General features: G+C 70.1%; 21 protein-coding genes. 13 read left to right on the top strand and 8 right to left on the bottom strand.

Translation table 11 applies throughout. The annotated features are described in order from the left end of the window. Positions 1-58 precede the first annotated feature (58 nt). Positions 59-958: an N-acetylmuramic acid 6-phosphate etherase gene (murQ, locus tag OG883_RS29610; protein ID WP_266549581.1), complete on the bottom strand. Its 900-nt coding sequence runs from the start codon at positions 956-958 to the stop codon at positions 59-61. Here murQ and OG883_RS29615 point away from each other — a divergent pair. Then, complete coding sequence (locus tag OG883_RS29615; RefSeq protein WP_266549706.1) at positions 912-1118, top strand: hypothetical protein; 207 nt, start codon at positions 912-914, stop codon at positions 1116-1118. The two genes, murQ and OG883_RS29615, sit on opposite strands and share 47 nt — an antisense overlap. On the opposite strand, the gene OG883_RS29620 is transcribed toward OG883_RS29615, so the two are convergent. Continuing rightward, positions 1115-2032, bottom strand: a complete 918-nt coding sequence (locus OG883_RS29620) for a MurR/RpiR family transcriptional regulator (protein WP_266547006.1) — start codon at positions 2030-2032, stop codon at positions 1115-1117. The two genes, OG883_RS29615 and OG883_RS29620, sit on opposite strands and share 4 nt — an antisense overlap. Before the next feature lie 79 nt (positions 2033-2111). On the opposite strand from OG883_RS29620, the gene OG883_RS29625 reads away from it, so the two are divergent. The 3 genes from OG883_RS29625 to OG883_RS29635 are packed head-to-tail and all read left to right on the top strand — an operon-like array spanning position 2112 to position 3384. Beyond that, the gene (locus OG883_RS29625; protein ID WP_266547008.1) at positions 2112-2471 is read left to right on the top strand and encodes a hypothetical protein; all 360 of its coding nucleotides are present in this window, start codon (positions 2112-2114) and stop codon (positions 2469-2471) included. Then, positions 2468-2737 (top strand): DUF4031 domain-containing protein, encoded by a 270-nt coding sequence (locus tag OG883_RS29630; RefSeq protein ID WP_266547010.1) that lies wholly within the window; start codon positions 2468-2470, stop codon positions 2735-2737. The genes OG883_RS29625 and OG883_RS29630 overlap by 4 nt, the downstream gene beginning before the upstream one ends. Before the next feature lie 11 nt (positions 2738-2748). Then, on the top strand, positions 2749-3384 hold the full coding sequence (locus OG883_RS29635) for a hypothetical protein (RefSeq protein WP_266547013.1): 636 nt from the start codon (positions 2749-2751) through the stop codon (positions 3382-3384). Here OG883_RS29635 and OG883_RS29640 read toward each other — a convergent pair. Then, positions 3372-4022 (bottom strand): hypothetical protein, encoded by a 651-nt coding sequence (locus OG883_RS29640; protein ID WP_266547016.1) that lies wholly within the window; start codon positions 4020-4022, stop codon positions 3372-3374. The two genes, OG883_RS29635 and OG883_RS29640, sit on opposite strands and share 13 nt — an antisense overlap. 148 nt (positions 4023-4170) lie before the next feature. Between OG883_RS29640 and OG883_RS29645 the strand changes: the two genes are divergently transcribed. Both OG883_RS29645 and OG883_RS29650 read left to right on the top strand, forming a co-directional pair. After that, positions 4171-4551 (top strand): DUF6479 family protein, encoded by a 381-nt coding sequence (locus tag OG883_RS29645; protein WP_266547018.1) that lies wholly within the window; start codon positions 4171-4173, stop codon positions 4549-4551. A 157-nt stretch (positions 4552-4708) separates the two neighbouring features. After that, positions 4709-5407, top strand: a complete 699-nt coding sequence (locus OG883_RS29650; protein WP_266547021.1) for a copper homeostasis protein CutC — start codon at positions 4709-4711, stop codon at positions 5405-5407. Positions 5408-5574: 167 nt separating this feature from the next. On the opposite strand, the gene OG883_RS29655 is transcribed toward OG883_RS29650, so the two are convergent. Further along, positions 5575-6192, bottom strand: a complete 618-nt coding sequence (locus tag OG883_RS29655) for a TetR/AcrR family transcriptional regulator (RefSeq protein WP_266547024.1) — start codon at positions 6190-6192, stop codon at positions 5575-5577. Positions 6193-6258: 66 nt separating this feature from the next. On the opposite strand from OG883_RS29655, the gene OG883_RS29660 reads away from it, so the two are divergent. The 5 genes from OG883_RS29660 to OG883_RS29680 all read left to right on the top strand — a co-directional run bounded on the left by OG883_RS29660 (position 6259) and on the right by OG883_RS29680 (position 12934). Beyond that, a complete protein-coding gene (locus OG883_RS29660) occupies positions 6259-7257 on the top strand; it encodes an alpha/beta fold hydrolase (RefSeq protein ID WP_266547027.1) in 999 nt (332 codons plus the stop codon). Between the two features lie 105 nt (positions 7258-7362). Then, positions 7363-8856, top strand: a complete 1494-nt coding sequence (locus OG883_RS29665) for a transposase (RefSeq protein WP_266541001.1) — start codon at positions 7363-7365, stop codon at positions 8854-8856. Continuing rightward, positions 8853-9257, top strand: a complete 405-nt coding sequence (locus OG883_RS29670) for a hypothetical protein (RefSeq protein ID WP_266547029.1) — start codon at positions 8853-8855, stop codon at positions 9255-9257. The genes OG883_RS29665 and OG883_RS29670 overlap by 4 nt, the downstream gene beginning before the upstream one ends. Positions 9258-9498: 241 nt before the next feature. After that, entirely contained in the window at positions 9499-11235 is a 1737-nt protein-coding gene (locus OG883_RS29675; RefSeq protein ID WP_266547032.1) for a hypothetical protein, read from the top strand. Continuing rightward, complete coding sequence (locus tag OG883_RS29680; protein ID WP_266547034.1) at positions 11225-12934, top strand: hypothetical protein; 1710 nt, start codon at positions 11225-11227, stop codon at positions 12932-12934. Before OG883_RS29675 ends, OG883_RS29680 begins: the two co-directional genes overlap by 11 nt. 123 nt (positions 12935-13057) lie before the next feature. Here the strand turns inward: OG883_RS29680 and OG883_RS29685 are convergent, their stop codons facing one another. Together OG883_RS29685 and OG883_RS29690 are read right to left on the bottom strand one after the other, a co-directional pair. After that, positions 13058-13279 (bottom strand): hypothetical protein, encoded by a 222-nt coding sequence (locus OG883_RS29685; RefSeq protein ID WP_266547037.1) that lies wholly within the window; start codon positions 13277-13279, stop codon positions 13058-13060. Further along, a complete protein-coding gene (locus OG883_RS29690; protein ID WP_266547040.1) occupies positions 13276-13491 on the bottom strand; it encodes a hypothetical protein in 216 nt (71 codons plus the stop codon). Before OG883_RS29690 ends, OG883_RS29685 begins: the two co-directional genes overlap by 4 nt. Positions 13492-13607: 116 nt before the next feature. Between OG883_RS29690 and OG883_RS29695 the strand changes: the two genes are divergently transcribed. Next, a complete protein-coding gene (locus OG883_RS29695; RefSeq protein WP_266547042.1) occupies positions 13608-14447 on the top strand; it encodes a helix-turn-helix transcriptional regulator in 840 nt (279 codons plus the stop codon). Then, positions 14431-14694: a DUF397 domain-containing protein gene (locus OG883_RS29700; protein ID WP_266547045.1), complete on the top strand. Its 264-nt coding sequence runs from the start codon at positions 14431-14433 to the stop codon at positions 14692-14694. Before OG883_RS29695 ends, OG883_RS29700 begins: the two co-directional genes overlap by 17 nt. On the opposite strand, the gene OG883_RS29705 is transcribed toward OG883_RS29700, so the two are convergent. Further along, the gene (locus tag OG883_RS29705; RefSeq protein WP_266547048.1) at positions 14681-15163 is read right to left on the bottom strand and encodes an ABA4-like family protein; all 483 of its coding nucleotides are present in this window, start codon (positions 15161-15163) and stop codon (positions 14681-14683) included. The two genes, OG883_RS29700 and OG883_RS29705, sit on opposite strands and share 14 nt — an antisense overlap. Next, on the bottom strand, positions 15160-16074 hold the full coding sequence (locus tag OG883_RS29710) for a hypothetical protein (RefSeq protein WP_266549584.1): 915 nt from the start codon (positions 16072-16074) through the stop codon (positions 15160-15162). Before OG883_RS29710 ends, OG883_RS29705 begins: the two co-directional genes overlap by 4 nt. Positions 16075-16080 lie beyond the last annotated feature (6 nt).

Genomic DNA, 16080 nt, shown 5'->3' on the forward strand with positions numbered 1-16080 from the left:
GGTTCCGGGTCCGCTCCGGGGCGCCAGGACCACGGCCAGGAGGTGACCCGCTGAAACGTCAGCCCCTCCGGCGTGACCGGAGCGCCGCGCGCAGGTGACCCTCGCTCTCCGTCAGGAGACGCGCGGCCGTCGGGCCGTCGACCTCGCCCAGGATCGTCAGGATCGCGTTCTTCACCTCGCCGTCCGTGGCCGCCAGGGCCGCCTCGATCTCCTCGTCGGGCGCGCCCGTGGCAAGGGCGACGATCCGGTGCGAGCGGGCGCGCAGCTTCTCGTTGGAGGCGCGGACGTCCACCATCAGGTTTCCGTACGTCTTGCCGAGCCGGATCATCGTGATCGTCGAGATCATGTTGAGGACCAGCTTCTGCGCCGTGCCCGCCTTCAACCGGGTGGAACCGGTGAGGAGTTCGGGGCCGACGACGACCTCGATGCCGTGATCGGCGGCCGCGCCGAGCGCGCTGCCCGCGTTGCAGGACAGGCCGATGGTGAGCGCACCGCCGGCGCGGGCGTGCTCGACCGCGCCGATCGCGTACGGAGTACGGCCCGAGGCCGAGATCCCGACCACCGTGTCGTTCGCGGTCAGCTTGAGCGCGTCCAGGTCGGCCGCGGCCAGTTCCTTGCTGTCCTCGGCGCCCTCGCTCGCCCGGACCATGGCGGCCGGGCCGCCCGCGATCAGGCCCACGACCTCTGCGGGGTCGGTGTTGAAGGTGGGCGGGCACTCGCTCGCGTCCAGCACGCCGAGGCGGCCCGCCGTGCCCGCGCCCGCGTAGATCAGCCGGCCGCCGCGGGACATCCGCTCGGCGGTGCCGTCGATCGCGGCGGCGATCTGCGGCAGTTGCGCGGCGACGGCGTCGGGGACGGACCGGTCCTCGCCGTTCATGATCCGGGCGATCTCGAGGGTGGGGAGCTGGTCGATGTCGGCGAGCTCGGGCCGGAACGCCTCGGTGGTGAGCGTGGCCAGCTGGGCACGGAGTTCACCGTACGCAGCCGAAGCCGAAGTCGAAGTCGCAGCCGAAGCCGAAGCTGCCGCCGACGAAGCCGAGGACCCCGCCGCGGACGAAGCCGAGGACGCGGACGACGCAGAGGACGTGGAGGTCATGAAGAGCGGCTCGGCTTTCTAGCGGGTGCGCGGGCTGTGGCGATGGGCGAGCGCCTCGTACGAAGCGGCCAGGGCAGGGGCCGCCGTCTCGTACGTACGCTGCGCAACCCCTATGAACAGGCAGTCCACGACGAGGAGCTGGCTGGTACGGGACGACATGGCGGCCGGCCGCAGCTCGCTCTCGCGGGCGGTGGAGGTGGTCAGCACATGGTCGGCGTACTGCGAGACCGGGCCGTCCGGACGGCCGGTGATCGCGATCGTCGTCGCGCCGCGATCGAAGGCGACCCGCAGTGGTTCGATCACATCGCCGGTGGAGCCGGAGTGGGTGATAGCGATGGCCACATCGCCGGAGCGCAGTTGCACGGCGTTGGTGACGGCAAGGTGCGGGTCGGCGTGGGCGTGCGCGATCAGGCCGATCCGGAGCAGCTTCTGGGCGAGGTCCATGCCGACGAGCGAGGATGCGCCGACGCCGTAGATATCGATCCTGCGGGCGGTCGATGCGGCCGTCACGGCCGCTCCCAGCTGGACGGTGTCGAGTCCGGCTGCCGTGTCGGCGAGGGTCTGCTGCTCGTCGTAGGCCAGCTTGGCGACCACGTCCGCGATGGGGTCGTCGACGGCGATGTCGGCGGTGACCGCCGGAGCCCGGCCGGACAGCTGGTGGGCGGCGAGCCCGGCGAGCGCGAGGCGCAGGTCGCGGTAGCCGGGGTAGCCGAGGAGCCGGGCGGTGCGGACCACGGTGGCCTCGCTGGTGCCGGTGAGCTCGGCGAGACCGGTGACCGTGAGGGCCGCGCAGCCGGCCGGGTCGTCGGCGACGGCTTCGGCGACCCGCTGCATGGAGCGGGTCATGGACGGCGCGAGGGTCCGCACCTTGGCCGCGAGAGCGGCCGGGGCGGGCGGAGCGGCACCGCTGAAAATTTCCTTCACTGGATTGGTCACCCTTGAAAGATATTTTCGGCGGTTGTTCATCGTCAACCCCTTCGGTTCCGGCTGGGGCCGGTGGGGCGACAATGGCTGCATGGACGACATGAACCCCCTCGAGCAGGCCCTGCACGCGGCGCGCGCGCTGGTCCTCGCCGATCTGGCCGCCCGCGATGTGGCCGATGCCGGGGTCGTCTCGATGGTCGAGGACGCGGTGACGCACCGCCGCTGGTGGGTCGAGCAGTGGCCGGAGGGCGTCGAGTACGTCGCCGGTCTGGTCGCCCAGGACGTCCAGGACGCGCTGCTGGAGCGGCACGGCCGCTGGCCGCTGTGCCCCGTCTGTGACGCCGGTGACCCGCACGCGCTGGATGTGGACCCGGAGCTGGGACCCGATCCGCACTGGGTCTGCGCGAAGGCCGGCGTGATCGTGGCCCCCGTCGGCGGGCTGACCCCGTGACGATCTATATCGACCCGCCGACCTGGCCGGGCCATGGCAGGCTGTGGTCGCACCTGGTCAGCGACGTCTCGTACGAGGAGCTGCACGCCTTCGCCGCGTCGATCGGCTGCCCGCCCCGCGCCTTCGAGCGGGACCACTACGACGTCCCGGAGTCCCGCTACCGGGACGCGGTGCGGGCGGGCGCGGTGGAGATCGGCCCCAAGGAACTCGTACGGCGGCTCACGGAGGCGGGGCTGCGCAGGCCCAAGCACCGGCGCGTTCCCTAGAGTTGCCGCTCATGGGAGTGGACATACACGGGGTCGTCGAGGGCCGGCTGTGGGGCAATGAGTCATGGGCGAGAGATGCGCAGTGGGACGTGATTCTGGGGCTGCACGAGCTGCGGACCGGCAGGGGCGACCAGCTCTCCTGGCACTGTCTCTTCGGGTACTCGTACCTCGAGGACATCGTGCCGCTCTTCGACCAGCGGGGCGTGCCCGCCGACTCGCCGCTCCGCCCGGACGCCGAGGACCCGGAGGATGCCGGGCACAGCTACTCGTACGCCACCTGGGCCGAACTCGCGGCGGTCGACTGGGACGAGCCGTGCATGGAGGACGGCAGGGCGGCCTTCTACCACGTGGAGCAGTGGCGCAGGCAGCCTGACGGCACGCTTGCGTACGACGGCTTCGCGCGGGCGTCGACCGACGTCTACGACGAGGCGTGGGACCGCTTCGGCAAGGACAACACGGCCCCGTACGACTGGCCCGAAGGCGCCGAGGTCGAGCTGGGCGAGTACGTCTACCGGCCGTTGGTCTTCACCCGCCGCCGGCTCGTCTTCGAGGACACCGGCAAGTGGGAGCCGGTCCTTTCGGTCATGCGCACCCTGGCCGGGCTGCACGGTGACGACAACATCCGACTGGTCGTCTACTTCTGCTGAAGCGACTCCAGCTCCGCCGCCAGGTTCCGGCGGGCCGCGGACTCCCACGCGCGTTCTCCGTGCGGCGTGCGGAACAGCCGGGGCAGTTCCAGGAGTTGGCGCAGCACCGCCGCCCGGCCCTCGCGGAAGGCGTCGTCCGGGACGAATCCGTACTCCTCGCGCACGGCGGCGGCGTACGCGGCGTACGGCTGAGGGGCCGCGGCCAGGATCGCCAGGTCCGCGTCGCACAGGACCGCGCCGTTGGCGTCGCCCTCCTCGGCGGCGTGGGTGACCGTGAGACGGACCAGCCGGGCGACCTCGGCGGTGCGGCCGGGGTCCAGTCCGGCTTCGGCAAGGGCGCGTTCGGCGAGTCGGGCCGAGCGTTCCTCGTTCTCCGAACGGTCGGGATGGTAGACCGCGTCGTGGAACCAGGCGGCGAGGCGGACGAGGTCGGGATCGTCGGCATGCCCGGCGAGGGTGTCGATGTGGTCGAGGACCGCGGCCAGGTGGGCGGTGGTGTGGTAGCGCCGCTGCGGCTCGGCCCAGCGGGCGAGCAGATTCTCCGCGTACGGCAGAGGGTCCGGCGTGCTCGCGCCGTCGCGGGCGGCGAGGAGGGTCTGCGTCCAGCGGTCGCGAAGAACCTGGGAGCGATCGGTCATGCGGTGACTCTAGACATGCGGTGACTCCGGAGGGGTACGGGGTGACTCCGGAGGGGGCGGTTGGCAGTCGCGTATCGAGTGGTGGTAAATGGGTATGAACGAAACATAACGGCATGTGTGCCATCCCCCATGCGCGGAGGCAGACGCCATGAACGCCTTGCTGACAGTCCAGAGCATCTCGGCTTCCGACGTCACGGCCGGTGAGCATCTGACCGGAGCCGGTCCCTTCATCATCGGGATCGTCCTCGCGGCCCTGCTGGCGGGCGCCATGTGGTGGGACGGGAGGCGCCGGGACCAGCAGGCGCCCGCGCCGCCCCCCGCGGAGCAGCCGAAGCCGCCCGACCACCCCACGCACATCGAGGAGGTACGGGTGCCGGACGAGGACGACTTCCCGCACGACGGGGGGCGCCTTCTCCCTTACAACCTGAAGACTCACAGCACTCACGGCGCGGGGCAGGGGCGCGAGAGCGGGCCGCCGCGCGGCGGTGAAGGCGGAGGCGCCGTCGGGGGCGGCGGCCCGGGCGGCTGAGTCGCTGAGTTGCTGCGTCTCCGAGCCGCTGAGTCCGAGCCGCTGAGCCGCTGAGTCTCTGAGCCGCTCCGGATGCGGCTGATGTGGGGGGACGGTGATCCCTTAGTCTGGATATTGGACTAGACCTGTAGCAGTCTCGCCGAAGGAATGGGGTCACATGAGCAACCGTGCAGTCCTGGAGGTCATCGCTCTCGACGCGGAGGACGCGGTCGCCGCCCAGTCCGGAGGGGCCGACCGCCTGGAGCTCGTCACCGACATGGCGTCGGATGGGCTGACCCCGACGCGCGAGACGTTCGCACGCATTCGCGCGGCGGTCGACATCCCGCTGCGGGTGATGCTGCGGCGGGCGAACGGCTTCGGCGCGGGCGGCCCGGGCGACGTGGACGCGCTGGTGCGGGTCGCGGGGGAGATGCGGGCGGAGGGCGCGGAGGAGTTCGTGCTCGGGTTCCTGGACGAAGCCGGAAACGCGGACCTGGTCACGGTGGAGCGGCTGATGGCGGAGCTCGAGGGCTGCCGGTGGACATTCCACCGGGCGATCGACCGGGCGGTCGACCGCGACGCCCTGCGCAAGCACCTCGCGGACATGCCGGGTCTGGACACGTATCTGACCGCCGGGTCCGCGGCGGGCGTGGACGACGGTCTCCCCACGCTCCTGGCGGAGGCGGCGCGGCGGGGTGAACCGGGTTACGAGGCCCAGATCCTGGTGGGAGGGGGCCTGCGCCTGGACCACCTTCCGGCGCTCAGGTCGGGAGGGGTGGACGCGTTCCACATCGGCGGCGCGGCGCGGCCGGGAGGGTGGTCGGCGGGGGTCGAGGCGGGGGCGGTACGCGGGTGGCGCGAGGCGCTGGACGCGTAGGGAAGGCGGGGGCGCATGACCGCCGCGGTCATGCGCTCACCGGCGCTGCGACCCCGGCCGCGGCGAGGGAGTCGAGCGGCGCATCCAGGGACTGCCGGGAGGTCGGGGGCGGCCGCCCCGGGCACTGAGCGGCGCGCTGGGGGTCAGCCAGTTGGTCGCGATCCCCGTCAAGGGGCGGGTTCGTCGTGCCGAAGGCTGCGGAACACCGCGGGGGTCGTCCAGCCGCGCAGCGCGGCGTGGATCGTCGATCGGAATGCGGCCTCTGCTGTGGGGGCGTCGAGGGCCCCGGCGAGTTCGAGTGTCACGAGCCCGTGCAGGGTCACCCAGAGCGAGACAGCGATCGACGTCACGTGGCCGTCGAGGACGGACTCTGTCACGGCGCGATCGATCGCCGCGATGAGCGGCCGGATGGGGTCACTCGTACCGACCGCCCCCGACGGCTTGAAGGATTGCACCCCACCGAACAGCACCGAGTACAGGTGGCTGTGTTCGCGTCCCCATCGTCGGTATGCGGCGGCCAGTGCGTAGATGTCGGCGAGGGGATCCTCGGAGGTCGCCACCGCCGTCAGCGCCTGGAACAGACTGGCGACGGCTCTGTCGCGTACCGCTCCGATCAGTCCGTCCTTGCCGCCGAACAGGGAGTACACCGCCGCCGTTGACGTGTCGGCGGCCGTGGCCACGGCGCGGACTGTGAGCGACTCCTGCGGACGGGTGGCGAGCATCTCGGTCGCGCACTCCACGAGTCGCTCTTTGACGGTCTCGTCGTTTGTTCTCGGCCTACCCATGACGAGAATCCTACCTCTTTGATAACGTCGTTTTGAAACAGCGTTTTGAAACTTCGGAGGTCCGCCGTGCCCACGTTCGCCATACGCCTTGCCCGCCTTACCGGTCGCTTACTGCTGGCCCTGGCCGCCGTCTCGGCGCTGGTCGTCGCCTTTCTCGTTCTGATCGTCCTCACGGACGGGGCAGGCTCGGGGTTCGGCGCATGGCTGACGATCCTTGGAGTCGGGACTGTCGCCGCACTGTGGCGGGGTCGGCGTCGTACCCGGGCGGCGCGGCTCGTGCCGTTCCTGCCGGTGGTTGTCGCGGCAGCGTTGACGGCGTCGGTCTGCATCCCGACCGTGCCCACGGCCCGGCGGTACCCGCCCGACCTGCCTTTCGTGGCCACGCAGCACTGGAGCCTGGCCACAGGCAGCCGGGTCGCGGTGTACCACTACCCGCCCGCGAACCCCGGCACCCGGCATCCCATCCCGTTCGTGTACCTCAACGGCGGACCGGTCCGCGGCATCTCGCTGCTCGACCACCGGTTCCTGCAACTCCTGGCGCGCCAGGGCTACGACGTCTACGCCTACGAACAGGCCGGCGGCGGACGAAGCGGCCTTCTCCCCATGGACCAGTACACGATCTCCCGGTCGGTCCGCGATCTCGCCGCCTTCATCGACCGTCTGGACAAGGGCAGGGTCGACATCCTCGGATTCTCCTCAGGCGGGGTCGTGCTCACGCGAGCCCTGGCTGATCCGCGGGTCGCCGCACACCTGCACCGGGCGATCGTCGCCGAACCCGGCCCGATGGACGGCCCCACCGCGCAGAACACCGGGCACAAGGGCCGCCCCTCCGCGCGCGGCCTCGCGCCGGCCGTGACCGGACCGAAGTCGACAACGGTTCCCCGGTACGCCGTCGGATTCGGCCTCATGCGCCTCGGACTCCTCACTCCCGACACCGGGCTGATCGGACAGGCCGAAGGCGACAACGCGTTCACGGCCGCTGACCTCGGCAGCGACACCGCGTCCGCCTATTGCGCGCGCGACGCGCAGCGCATCCGAGGCTGTCGCACGGCTCCTGCCCGGTGAAGGTCAAGAGCGATTCGTTGTTCGGTTCCGAGGATCCAGGAGGCGTCGGAATCTTGGCTGGTGGGGCGGAACTTCTGGTCGTGCGACCGTGAACGTGATCTTGAGATGCCGCGGGATGTCCGGGAGTGGCTGCCGCCCGAGCACCTGTGCTGGAAGGTGCTCGACGTCGTCGAGCTACTTGACCTGTCGGCGTTCGAGAACAGCTACCGTGACGACGGGCGGGGCGGGGTGGCCTACCCTCCCGCGAGCCTGATTGCGCTGCTCCTGTACTGCTACAGCAAGGGAGTGCGTTCCTCCCGTCGCATCGAGCAGGCTTGCTGGGACGACGTGGGCTGCCGAATCATCACCGCGAACCGCCGAGTGGACCACTCCACCGTCGCGCGGTTCGTACGACGCCACCGTGCCGCCTTGAACTCACTGTTCGTGCAGGTGTTGTCGCTGTGCGGCCGACGTGGCCTGGTCGATCTTTCGGCGGTGGCCGTGGACGGCTCACCGATGGAGGCGAACGCCTCACGCGACGCCAACCAGCGGCTCCAGCGCCTGGAGGAGACCATCTCCCAGTACGAGAAAGAGATCCACGCGTTGATGGAGGATGTAGTCGACCACGCGCTGAGCGTCGAGGCCGATGACTCGGCAGCACAGGGAGATGGCGAGGACGCGTGCGACAACTGGCCTCGCCTGTCCCGGCTGTGCGACCGGCTCACCCGGGCCCACTTGGCCAGGGACAGACTGCATGAACGGGCTATGCCTTCACCCACCGAGATCCGGATCAAGGTCGAAGCCGCCGAGCGGATGGTGGCCCGCGCGGAGAAGCGCCTGGCCGCCGAGACCGAGGCTCACCAGGAGAAGCTGAAGAAGTACGAGCTCCGCGTCCGAGAGGACCGGGCGGCAGGACGTCGTGGAGCGAACGGACGGCCGCCGGTCCCGATGGAGCACAAGACCGTCCTCGTTCGCCAGCGAACGCGACTGGTGAAGATGCGGGCCTGGCTGGAGCGGGCCCGCACACCCCGACCGGCCCCCTCCCCGGAGTCCCGTTCCTGCCTGAGCGATCCCGACTCCCGGCTGATTCCCGGCAAACGCGGCGGCTACCTGCAGGGATACAACATCCAGATCGTGTGCGCCCGCCGTCAATTCTTGCTGGCCATCGAAGCGCACGACAATCCCTCGGACAGGACGGCCCTCGTTCCGATGGTGAAGAAGACCCAGCACAATCACCAGGCCGCACGGCTCCCCGGCGACATCCAACTCTGGCTCGCCGACAGCGGGTACGCTTCCGCCGCGTCCTTCGAGGCCCTCGCCGACCTCCCGCTACTGGTCTCGGTCACCAGCGATGCCGACCAGGCAGGCTTTCCCGCGAAACGTCAGCAGGCCCCTGCCGGCCAGCAGGACATGGCGGCCCGCCTCGCCACCCCAACAGGACGGGCCCAGTACCGTCAACGCAGTGCCCTGGTCGAGCCGGGATTCGCCCAGATCTTCCAACGCTTCGGACGGCACCTCAACTACCGCGGCCGCCAGGCGGTGGACGCCGAGATCAAGCTCCTCGGCACGGTGCACAACCTCAACAAGCTCATCAACCACACGCCCAAGAAGCACTCTTGACCTTCACCGGGCAGGAGCCGTGCGACAGCCTCATCCCGACCGAGGACACGGCGCAGAACTTCTCCTTCAGCGCCGCCGCCAGCCTCCGCGTCCAGCAGACGATCAAGGACTCCCCCTCCATCGCTCCGCAACTGAGGCGCTCCCGAACCCCCGCGATGCTGATGATCGCCGAGTGCTCTTCCCAGGTCCGGCAGTGGGCGACCGCCGTCCTCGCTGATGACCCCGCCATCCAGCGCGCGCAGTACATGCCCGGAGTCGGGCACCGCATGTGGAACGGCCTCGACGACAACAACGACCGAGCCGCCGCCGTCATCACCGCGTTCCTTCAAGCCAAGCCGGCACCTGTGCCGAACTACCCGACCCGTGACGAGATCCCCGCCTTCCTGCGCGACCACAAGTGAAGACCTGCCGCCCGTCTCCGGCATCGGCGGACGAACGCTCGAAGCCGCCTGGGCCCTGCGCCAGGTACAGCCACCGAGTGTTCACCAAAGGGACGAGAGACAACTGGGATGCCGTGCCCGGATTTCATCTGGCAGCCCGGCCGCGCGGCCGGTTATTCTGCCTCCCTACGCGATCACTCAGCATCGCTCGCGGTGTGCCGTTTCCCGGCGACCGCTTCATGACCTGTGGGGGGTCCCTTTCATGCGCCCAGCGCGCCTGTTTCCGCATGCCTCGGTGCGTGCGGCAGCTGTATTCGCACTCTCGGCGGGGCTGACGCTCCCCGCCCTGGCGACGGCACCCGCCGCCTTCGCGGTCGGCACCGGCACTGCCACCACGGCCGCCAGGACTGCCGGGGCCGCCGCCGCGGCTCCCGTGCCGGTCACCCGTACCGACACCTTCGACGACGGCCGGCTCGACATCGGCCTTCCGTACAACGCCCTCTGGGTGAAGGTCAATGTGTTCGCGCCCGGGCAGCAGCCCGGCGCCGCGCCGCTGCTCTCCACCGACGAGCTGTCCTGGCACGACTACACCAGCAGCAGGCCCGGTGGCTGGGCCACCGACCAGCCGCTGCGGCTGCCCGAAGGCAGCGCGTTCGGCGACTACCCGGTGACCGTGGACTACCGCATGCCCGGCGGAACGATTCAGCACTGGGAGGGCGGCGGCAAGCTCAGCTACCGGCTGCACACCGGCGTCTCCGGCCTCGCCTTCGACCGCGAGTCCACCGACTACGAGCACCGCGACGCCGTCCTGACCGGCACCGCGACCACCCTCGACCCGTCGACGGGCCTGCGCACACCGGCCCATGAGGGCACAAAGGTCAAGGTCGGCTTCCGTATGTACGGGACGGACTGGACGGATCTCGCGAAGACGGCGACCGTCACCGGGAACGGCGGCGGCTTCTCACTGCCCCTCACTCCGGGCGCCGACGTGCGCGGCGGCGGGGCCACCGTCGAGGCGACCGCCGACACCGACCCGGACGACGCGGCCGAGGTCCCCGATCTGCCCATCTCCAAGACGAAGTACCGGATCTCCGCCGACCTCAGCAAGAAGCGGGTCCACAAGGGCGACTCCGTCACGGTCACCGGCCGCGCCGAGCGGCTGACCCCGGGCGGCTGGAAGCCGTTCACCGGGGCGACCGTGATCTCCACCCCGCGCGAGCCGGACACCTCGCGCCACGAGGTCGGCACCGTGATGGGCAGCTCCACGGTCGGCGAGGACGGCACGTTCACGTACCCGGCGAAGGCCGCGTACACGACCGGCGTCCACACCTACCTCAAGCCGAGCGTGTACTACGCGGACCTGCCGTACGACCGCGGCGACATCGCGGTCCCGAAGGCGTTCAAGTACACCAACGTCAAGATCGAGCTCAGCCCGTACGGCAAGGTCAGGGCCACCGGCCGGCTGGCCGCCGACTGGTGCTGGGACGAGCGGGTCACCCTCCAGTACTCGGCGGACGGCAAGACGTGGGTGAACCTGCGCCACGGGGTCGCCGAGGGCGGCACCGCGGGATACTGCCCCTTCACCATCGAGAACGACGGCTTCGTCAACGCGTACTACCGCATCGCGCACGCCGAGAACGACAACTTCCTCGCCCAGAACAGCGCGCCGGTACGTCTGACCCGCACCCTCACCCGGTTCTCGTCCTTCTCGGTCTCCCCGACCCGCCCGCACAAGGACGCCAGGTTCACCGCGTCCGGCACGCTCCAGCAGCACACCGGCGGCAAGTGGCAGGGCTACAAGGGCGCAAAGGTGACACTGCTCTTCAAGCCCAAGGGCGAGAACCAGTGGTACTGGGTGGCCAAGGGCACCACCGGCAGCAGCGGCAAGTACAGCCTCAAGGGCACGGCATACGGCGACGGCCACTGGGCCATGGCTCTCCAGCCGGACTCCAAGCACTTCTACAGCGAGTCGAAGATGAAGTACGTCGATGTCCGCTGACCGCCACCGCCTTCCCCGACCGGAGAACACCCACGTGCCCAAGCGCGCTCTCACCCTGCTGACCGCGGTCGCGGCGATGTCCGTGTCCGTACTCCCGCTCGGCCCACTGGCCCCGGCCGCCTTCGCCGCGGACGCCTCCCCGGTCGGCATCGGCCCGGCCAGAACGGTCGACACCCAGCGCGGACAGTTCTCCGTGACCGCCTGGACCGACACCGCGGGAGCGGACATCGTGTCCGTCTCCGCGAAGGTGCGCCAGGGCGGCACCGTGGTCTCCGAAGTGCCCTCGCTGACCGAACAGTCCTGGAACAAGGGCAGGTTCCTGGTGCCGGACAGCGCCCTCCTCAAGCTCACCGAGGACGGCGGGACCATCCCGGAGCTCGGCCGGTACACGATCGACGTGACCGCCACCGACAGCAAGGGCGGCACCACCACCCGCGAGGGCGCGGGCGTCCTCGACTTCACGCTGCGCCCGTACTTCGAGACGATGACGCACGACGCGCTCCCCAGCCGGGAGAACCCGAACGTGCGGATGAAGACGCAGCTCCGGGCCGTCCAGCCCGGCAGCGGCGACCTGGTGCCGCTCGCGGGCCGGACGGTGGACTTCACCCGTACGTTCAAGAAGCCGGGCTCCGCCACGATCACCGAGTCCGCGCTCAGCGACGACCAGGGCAACGTACTCAGCCCGGTGTTCGCTCTGCCGGAACACGCGACCTTCAAGGCCGCGTTCGCCGAGAACAACACGACCGTGCGCGGCGTGGCCGGCGAGGAGTACGCGTCGTACGCCTGGCAGTCGTACCCCGTGACCGTGACCGCCACGGCCGACAAGACCCGCGCCCTGCCCGGCGAGACGGTCACGATCACCGGCCGGGTGACACACGAGGGGGCGGCGGTGCCCGGCACCACGGTCCGCGTCAGCCTCGGCACCGACGGCCGCGGGACCCCGTGGGGCGAGACGGTCACCACGGACGCCGAGGGCCGGTTCACGGCGAAACTGACCGGCACACCCGGTGTCCGGCTCAATGGCTGGGTCGCGGAGGCGAGCGAGTTCTACGTCTCCGGGGCGACGTCGGGGCCGCTCGTCATGCCCGCGGAGTCGCGGATCGACGGCGTGACCTCCAAGCTGGCGGCCAACGGCAAGGTGACGGTCACGGGCACGTTCCGGAACAGGTACGACCGCGAGGACCGGTTCGACGCGGAGCCGGTCCAGCTCGAGTTCTCCACGGACGGCAAGTCCGGCTGGAAGAAGGTCGCGAGCGCCAAGCCGAGCTACTACTACTCGACGTTCACCCTCAACACGACGACCACCACGGGCGGCTACTACCGGGTGCACCACGTGCTCAACAACGCGTTCACCGAGAGCTTCGGCCCGGTCGCCCGCCTCACCCGGACCCAGACCCGCGTGACATCGGTCAACGCCGCTCCCGAGCCGGTGAAGAAGGGCGCCACCGTCACGGTCACGGGCACGCTCCAGCAGAACTCCGGGAGCTGGAAGGCGTACGCGTCCCAGCCGGTGAAGCTCTACTTCCAGGCCAAGGGCTCCAAGACCTGGACCCCGGTCGCCTCGGGCAGGACCGCCGCCAACGGCAAGGCCACGCTCAAGGGCAAGGCGAGCAAGGACGGCTCCTGGGTGATCCGCTACCTGGGCGACGGCACGCACTTCGACAGCACGGCGACCGCCGATTTCGTCGACGTACGCTGACCCGCCCCGGCGCGCGGCGACGCGCGCCGAGGCACGCCGACGCACGCCGAGGCACGCCGACGCACGCCGACCGTGAGGCCGACCGTGAGAGGGCGGCACCTCCGTGGAATGGGGGTGCCGCCCTCACGGCAATCGCCGCGCAGCGTTGATCTCCCGCACCCGTGCCCGCAGCACCTCCCCCGGCGGAGCCGGCCGCACGTCCCCGGGTGGACAGTCCCACTCCTTGCCCCCGCCCGGCGGCCGGAGCTGGATGTACATACCCACATGCCCCATCACCTGTCCGAGGCGCCCGTCACGGGCGTCGACGGCGTACGTCCCCGTATCCGGCACCCCGTCCCCCGTCATGGCCTCAGCCCCTCGAGCGCGGCGGCCAGCCGCAAGGCCGTATCGAGGTTGCACCGCCCCAGATCCACCAGCGGATAGGGCGTGTCGCTCGCGAGCGACACCGGGTCGACCCGTAAGGACGGCAGAGTCACCGCCACCACACCCAGCCCGTCCCGCAGTTGGGACACCACCTCTTCCGCGGTCCGCAGCCGCTCCGCCGCTCGCACCACCATGATCAGGCACCTCCACGCTGAGTGTGTGCTTTCTCTACACAGAGTGGTCGAGTGCGGGCTAGCCTGGCCAGTAACGGACGCCCAACAACCCCATCTGTCCTAACCGGAGTTGACATATGCCCGGTCCCAAGGATCTGGATCCGTCGTCGTCCCCGCGCGCGCTGCTCGGCGCGGAACTGCGCCACGCCCGCGAAAATGCGGGCCTCACGCAGGAGGAACTCGGCAGACCGCTCTTCGTGAGCGGCTCGTTCATCGGCCAGTTGGAGGCCGGCACGAGACGGATGATGCCGGAATACGCCGCGCAGATAGACGAGATCCTGAGAACGAACGGGTTCTTCAGGCGGAACTGCACAGCGTCGAGCAGATCGAGGTATCCGGACCACTTCGCCGTGGCGGCGGAGGCGGAAGCGACCGCGACGACGATCAAGGAGTACGCGCCGCTGCTGATTCCCGGGCTGTTGCAGACGCAGGCTTACGCGAGAGCGATCTTCCGGGCGTATCAGCCGACGGCGACGGAGGACGTCATCGACGAACTCGTCGCGGCCAGACTGGAGCGTGCGCGTCTCCTCGACGATCCAACAACGCCGTTGTTGTGGGCGGTGCTGGACGAGGCGGTACTGCGACGCGAGGTCGGCGGCGCCGCGGAGATGGCGGAGGCGCTGCGCCGTGTGGCGGGGATGATCCGGCGTCATCGCGTCATCGTGCAGGTGCTGCCGTTCGAGGCAGGCGGTCACGCGGCACTAGAGGGCGGTCTCAAGCTGATGACCTTCTCCGACGGACCCCCGCTCGCCTACCTCCAAGGCCTGGGTACAGGTCAGTTGGAGGACGATCCGGCTACCGTCGCCCGCCACGAACTGACATACGATTTGGTCGGGGCCATGGCGCTGTCACCCAAGGAATCCCTGGCCCTGATCGGATCAGTGGCGGAGGATTACGCGCATGAAGATCAGCCCTGAGTACGACCTGACCACGGTGACCTGGCACAAGTCCAGCTACAGCGGGGGCAGCGGCGGCGACTGCCTGGAGGTCGCCACTTGGCGCAAGTCCACGCACAGCGACGGTAGCGGCGGCGACTGCCTCGAAGTCGCCGACGGCCACCCCGGCGTCGTCCCCGTCCGCGACTCGAAGAACCCCGACGGCCCGGCGCTCGTGTTCCGGACAGCCTCCTGGTCCACATTCGTCACGGACCTCAAGCACGGCTAGTTCCTTCGAGGGACGCCGAAGACCCGGTCCCCGGCTCCGGCCGCTCCGCCACGGACCGGGTCTTTACCGCGCGCACCACCAGGAAAACGGGCAGCGCGAACGGCGACAGCAGGATCGTTGCGACCAACAGCGGCCCCATCACCAGCGGATGGATCCCCAGCCGCCGCGCCTCGAGGAACATCCACTGACCGAGCAGCAGGTCCCAGGCGATGATCTGGGCCCAGACGGCCCCGGCGCCGTTGGCCAGGATCGCCAGATCCCGGAATCCGTCGATATCGGGGCTGCGTACGGCTGCCCACAGTTCGGGGAACACGGGGATCGCCATGGCGAAGTAGACGACCAGTACCGGGATGACGGTCAGTGGTGTGGCGGCGATCCGTGCCGTGACGCGCGCGTGCGGAGCGAGGATCAGCAGCAGCCAGATGGGTGCGGCGAGCCAGAAGGCCAGTTCGAAGAGGAAGCCGGTCATGCCACAAGCTCCTTGCCGTGGTCGACGTCTGTGACTGCGGATGCGGGAGGTGTGCGCAGCGCCATGAGTACGCCGACGGCGCAGCCGACCAGGATCACCGCGGCGGCGCCGAGCGTCGCGCCGTCCGGGTGGATCAGCGGCTGACCGCGCAGCGCCTGCCAGATGAGGAGGGCGAGCACGGCGGCGTACGTCCCCGAGGCCACCAGTACCAGTCGCAGCCGTATGCGCTCGTCGCGCAGTCGGGCGAACCGCGGCGCCAGGACGAGGAGCGCGAGCAGGAGAAAGGGGAGCACCTGTAGCGCGTGCATGCCGAAGAAGTGCGGGATGCGCAGATCGCCCCCGGTGGTCGACCAGCCGGTCAGCGGCATCGACGGCCCGCCGTCCGCCACGCCGACGCTGTGCGCCCCGATCACATCGGCGACGCCGGCTTCGGCCGCCTCCGCCTGCTCGGGCGTGGGCCGCGTCATCAGGAAGCCGATGCCCGCGCCGACCAGTGCGAGGACCGCACCGAGCCGTACCGCCCAGGCGGACGCCCGGTCGGCGATGCGCGCCCGGAACAGCAGCAGCGCGATGACCAGCGTGCCGGTCCACAGGACGACGACGGACGCGCCCATCACGTTGAACACGAGCGAGTCGAAGGGCGTTTCCTGGTTGAAGTGGCTGCGCTTGCCGCGGACCACCTGGCCGGTGATGGCGATCATCTCGATCAGACTCGCCCCGGCGACCACCGTGCCCGCCCACCATCCGGCCCGCCGGGCGCGGGTGAGCAGCGAGAGCATCCAGGCCAGGGCAAGCGAGAAGGCGACGAACGACACCGAGAACTTGAACGGCTTGGACCAGATCGGCGAGTCCACCAGGACCCGGTCGTCCACCACGATGCCGACGGCCGAGATCACGGCCAGCACGGCCATCGACGC

Origin of the sequence: Streptomyces sp. NBC_01142, assembly GCF_026341125.1 — a bacterium.
GTDB lineage: Bacteria > Actinomycetota > Actinomycetes > Streptomycetales > Streptomycetaceae > Streptomyces.

Excerpts from the sequence above, each read along its gene's own strand:
- OG883_RS29655 (WP_266547024.1), bottom strand. The coding sequence starts at position 6,192 with ATGGGTAGGCCGAGAACAAACGACGAGACCGTCAAAGAGCGACTCGTG.
- OG883_RS29640 (WP_266547016.1), bottom strand. The coding sequence starts at position 4,022 with ATGACCGATCGCTCCCAGGTTCTTCGCGACCGCTGGACGCAGACCCTC.
- OG883_RS29645 (WP_266547018.1), top strand. The coding sequence starts at position 4,171 with ATGAACGCCTTGCTGACAGTCCAGAGCATCTCGGCTTCCGACGTCACG.
- OG883_RS29705 (WP_266547048.1), bottom strand. The coding sequence starts at position 15,163 with ATGACCGGCTTCCTCTTCGAACTGGCCTTCTGGCTCGCCGCACCCATC.
- OG883_RS29625 (WP_266547008.1), top strand. The coding sequence starts at position 2,112 with ATGGACGACATGAACCCCCTCGAGCAGGCCCTGCACGCGGCGCGCGCG.
- OG883_RS29690 (WP_266547040.1), bottom strand. The coding sequence starts at position 13,491 with ATGGTGGTGCGAGCGGCGGAGCGGCTGCGGACCGCGGAAGAGGTGGTG.
- OG883_RS29665 (WP_266541001.1), top strand. The coding sequence starts at position 7,363 with ATGCCGCGGGATGTCCGGGAGTGGCTGCCGCCCGAGCACCTGTGCTGG.
- OG883_RS29685 (WP_266547037.1), bottom strand. The coding sequence starts at position 13,279 with ATGACGGGGGACGGGGTGCCGGATACGGGGACGTACGCCGTCGACGCC.
- OG883_RS29695 (WP_266547042.1), top strand. The coding sequence starts at position 13,608 with ATGCCCGGTCCCAAGGATCTGGATCCGTCGTCGTCCCCGCGCGCGCTG.
- OG883_RS29650 (WP_266547021.1), top strand. The coding sequence starts at position 4,709 with ATGAGCAACCGTGCAGTCCTGGAGGTCATCGCTCTCGACGCGGAGGAC.
- OG883_RS29680 (WP_266547034.1), top strand. The coding sequence starts at position 11,225 with ATGTCCGCTGACCGCCACCGCCTTCCCCGACCGGAGAACACCCACGTG.
- OG883_RS29700 (WP_266547045.1), top strand. The coding sequence starts at position 14,431 with ATGAAGATCAGCCCTGAGTACGACCTGACCACGGTGACCTGGCACAAG.
- OG883_RS29710 (WP_266549584.1), bottom strand. The coding sequence starts at position 16,074 with ATGGCCGTGCTGGCCGTGATCTCGGCCGTCGGCATCGTGGTGGACGAC.
- OG883_RS29675 (WP_266547032.1), top strand. The coding sequence starts at position 9,499 with ATGCGCCCAGCGCGCCTGTTTCCGCATGCCTCGGTGCGTGCGGCAGCT.
- OG883_RS29615 (WP_266549706.1), top strand. The coding sequence starts at position 912 with ATGTCGGCGAGCTCGGGCCGGAACGCCTCGGTGGTGAGCGTGGCCAGC.
- OG883_RS29635 (WP_266547013.1), top strand. The coding sequence starts at position 2,749 with ATGGGAGTGGACATACACGGGGTCGTCGAGGGCCGGCTGTGGGGCAAT.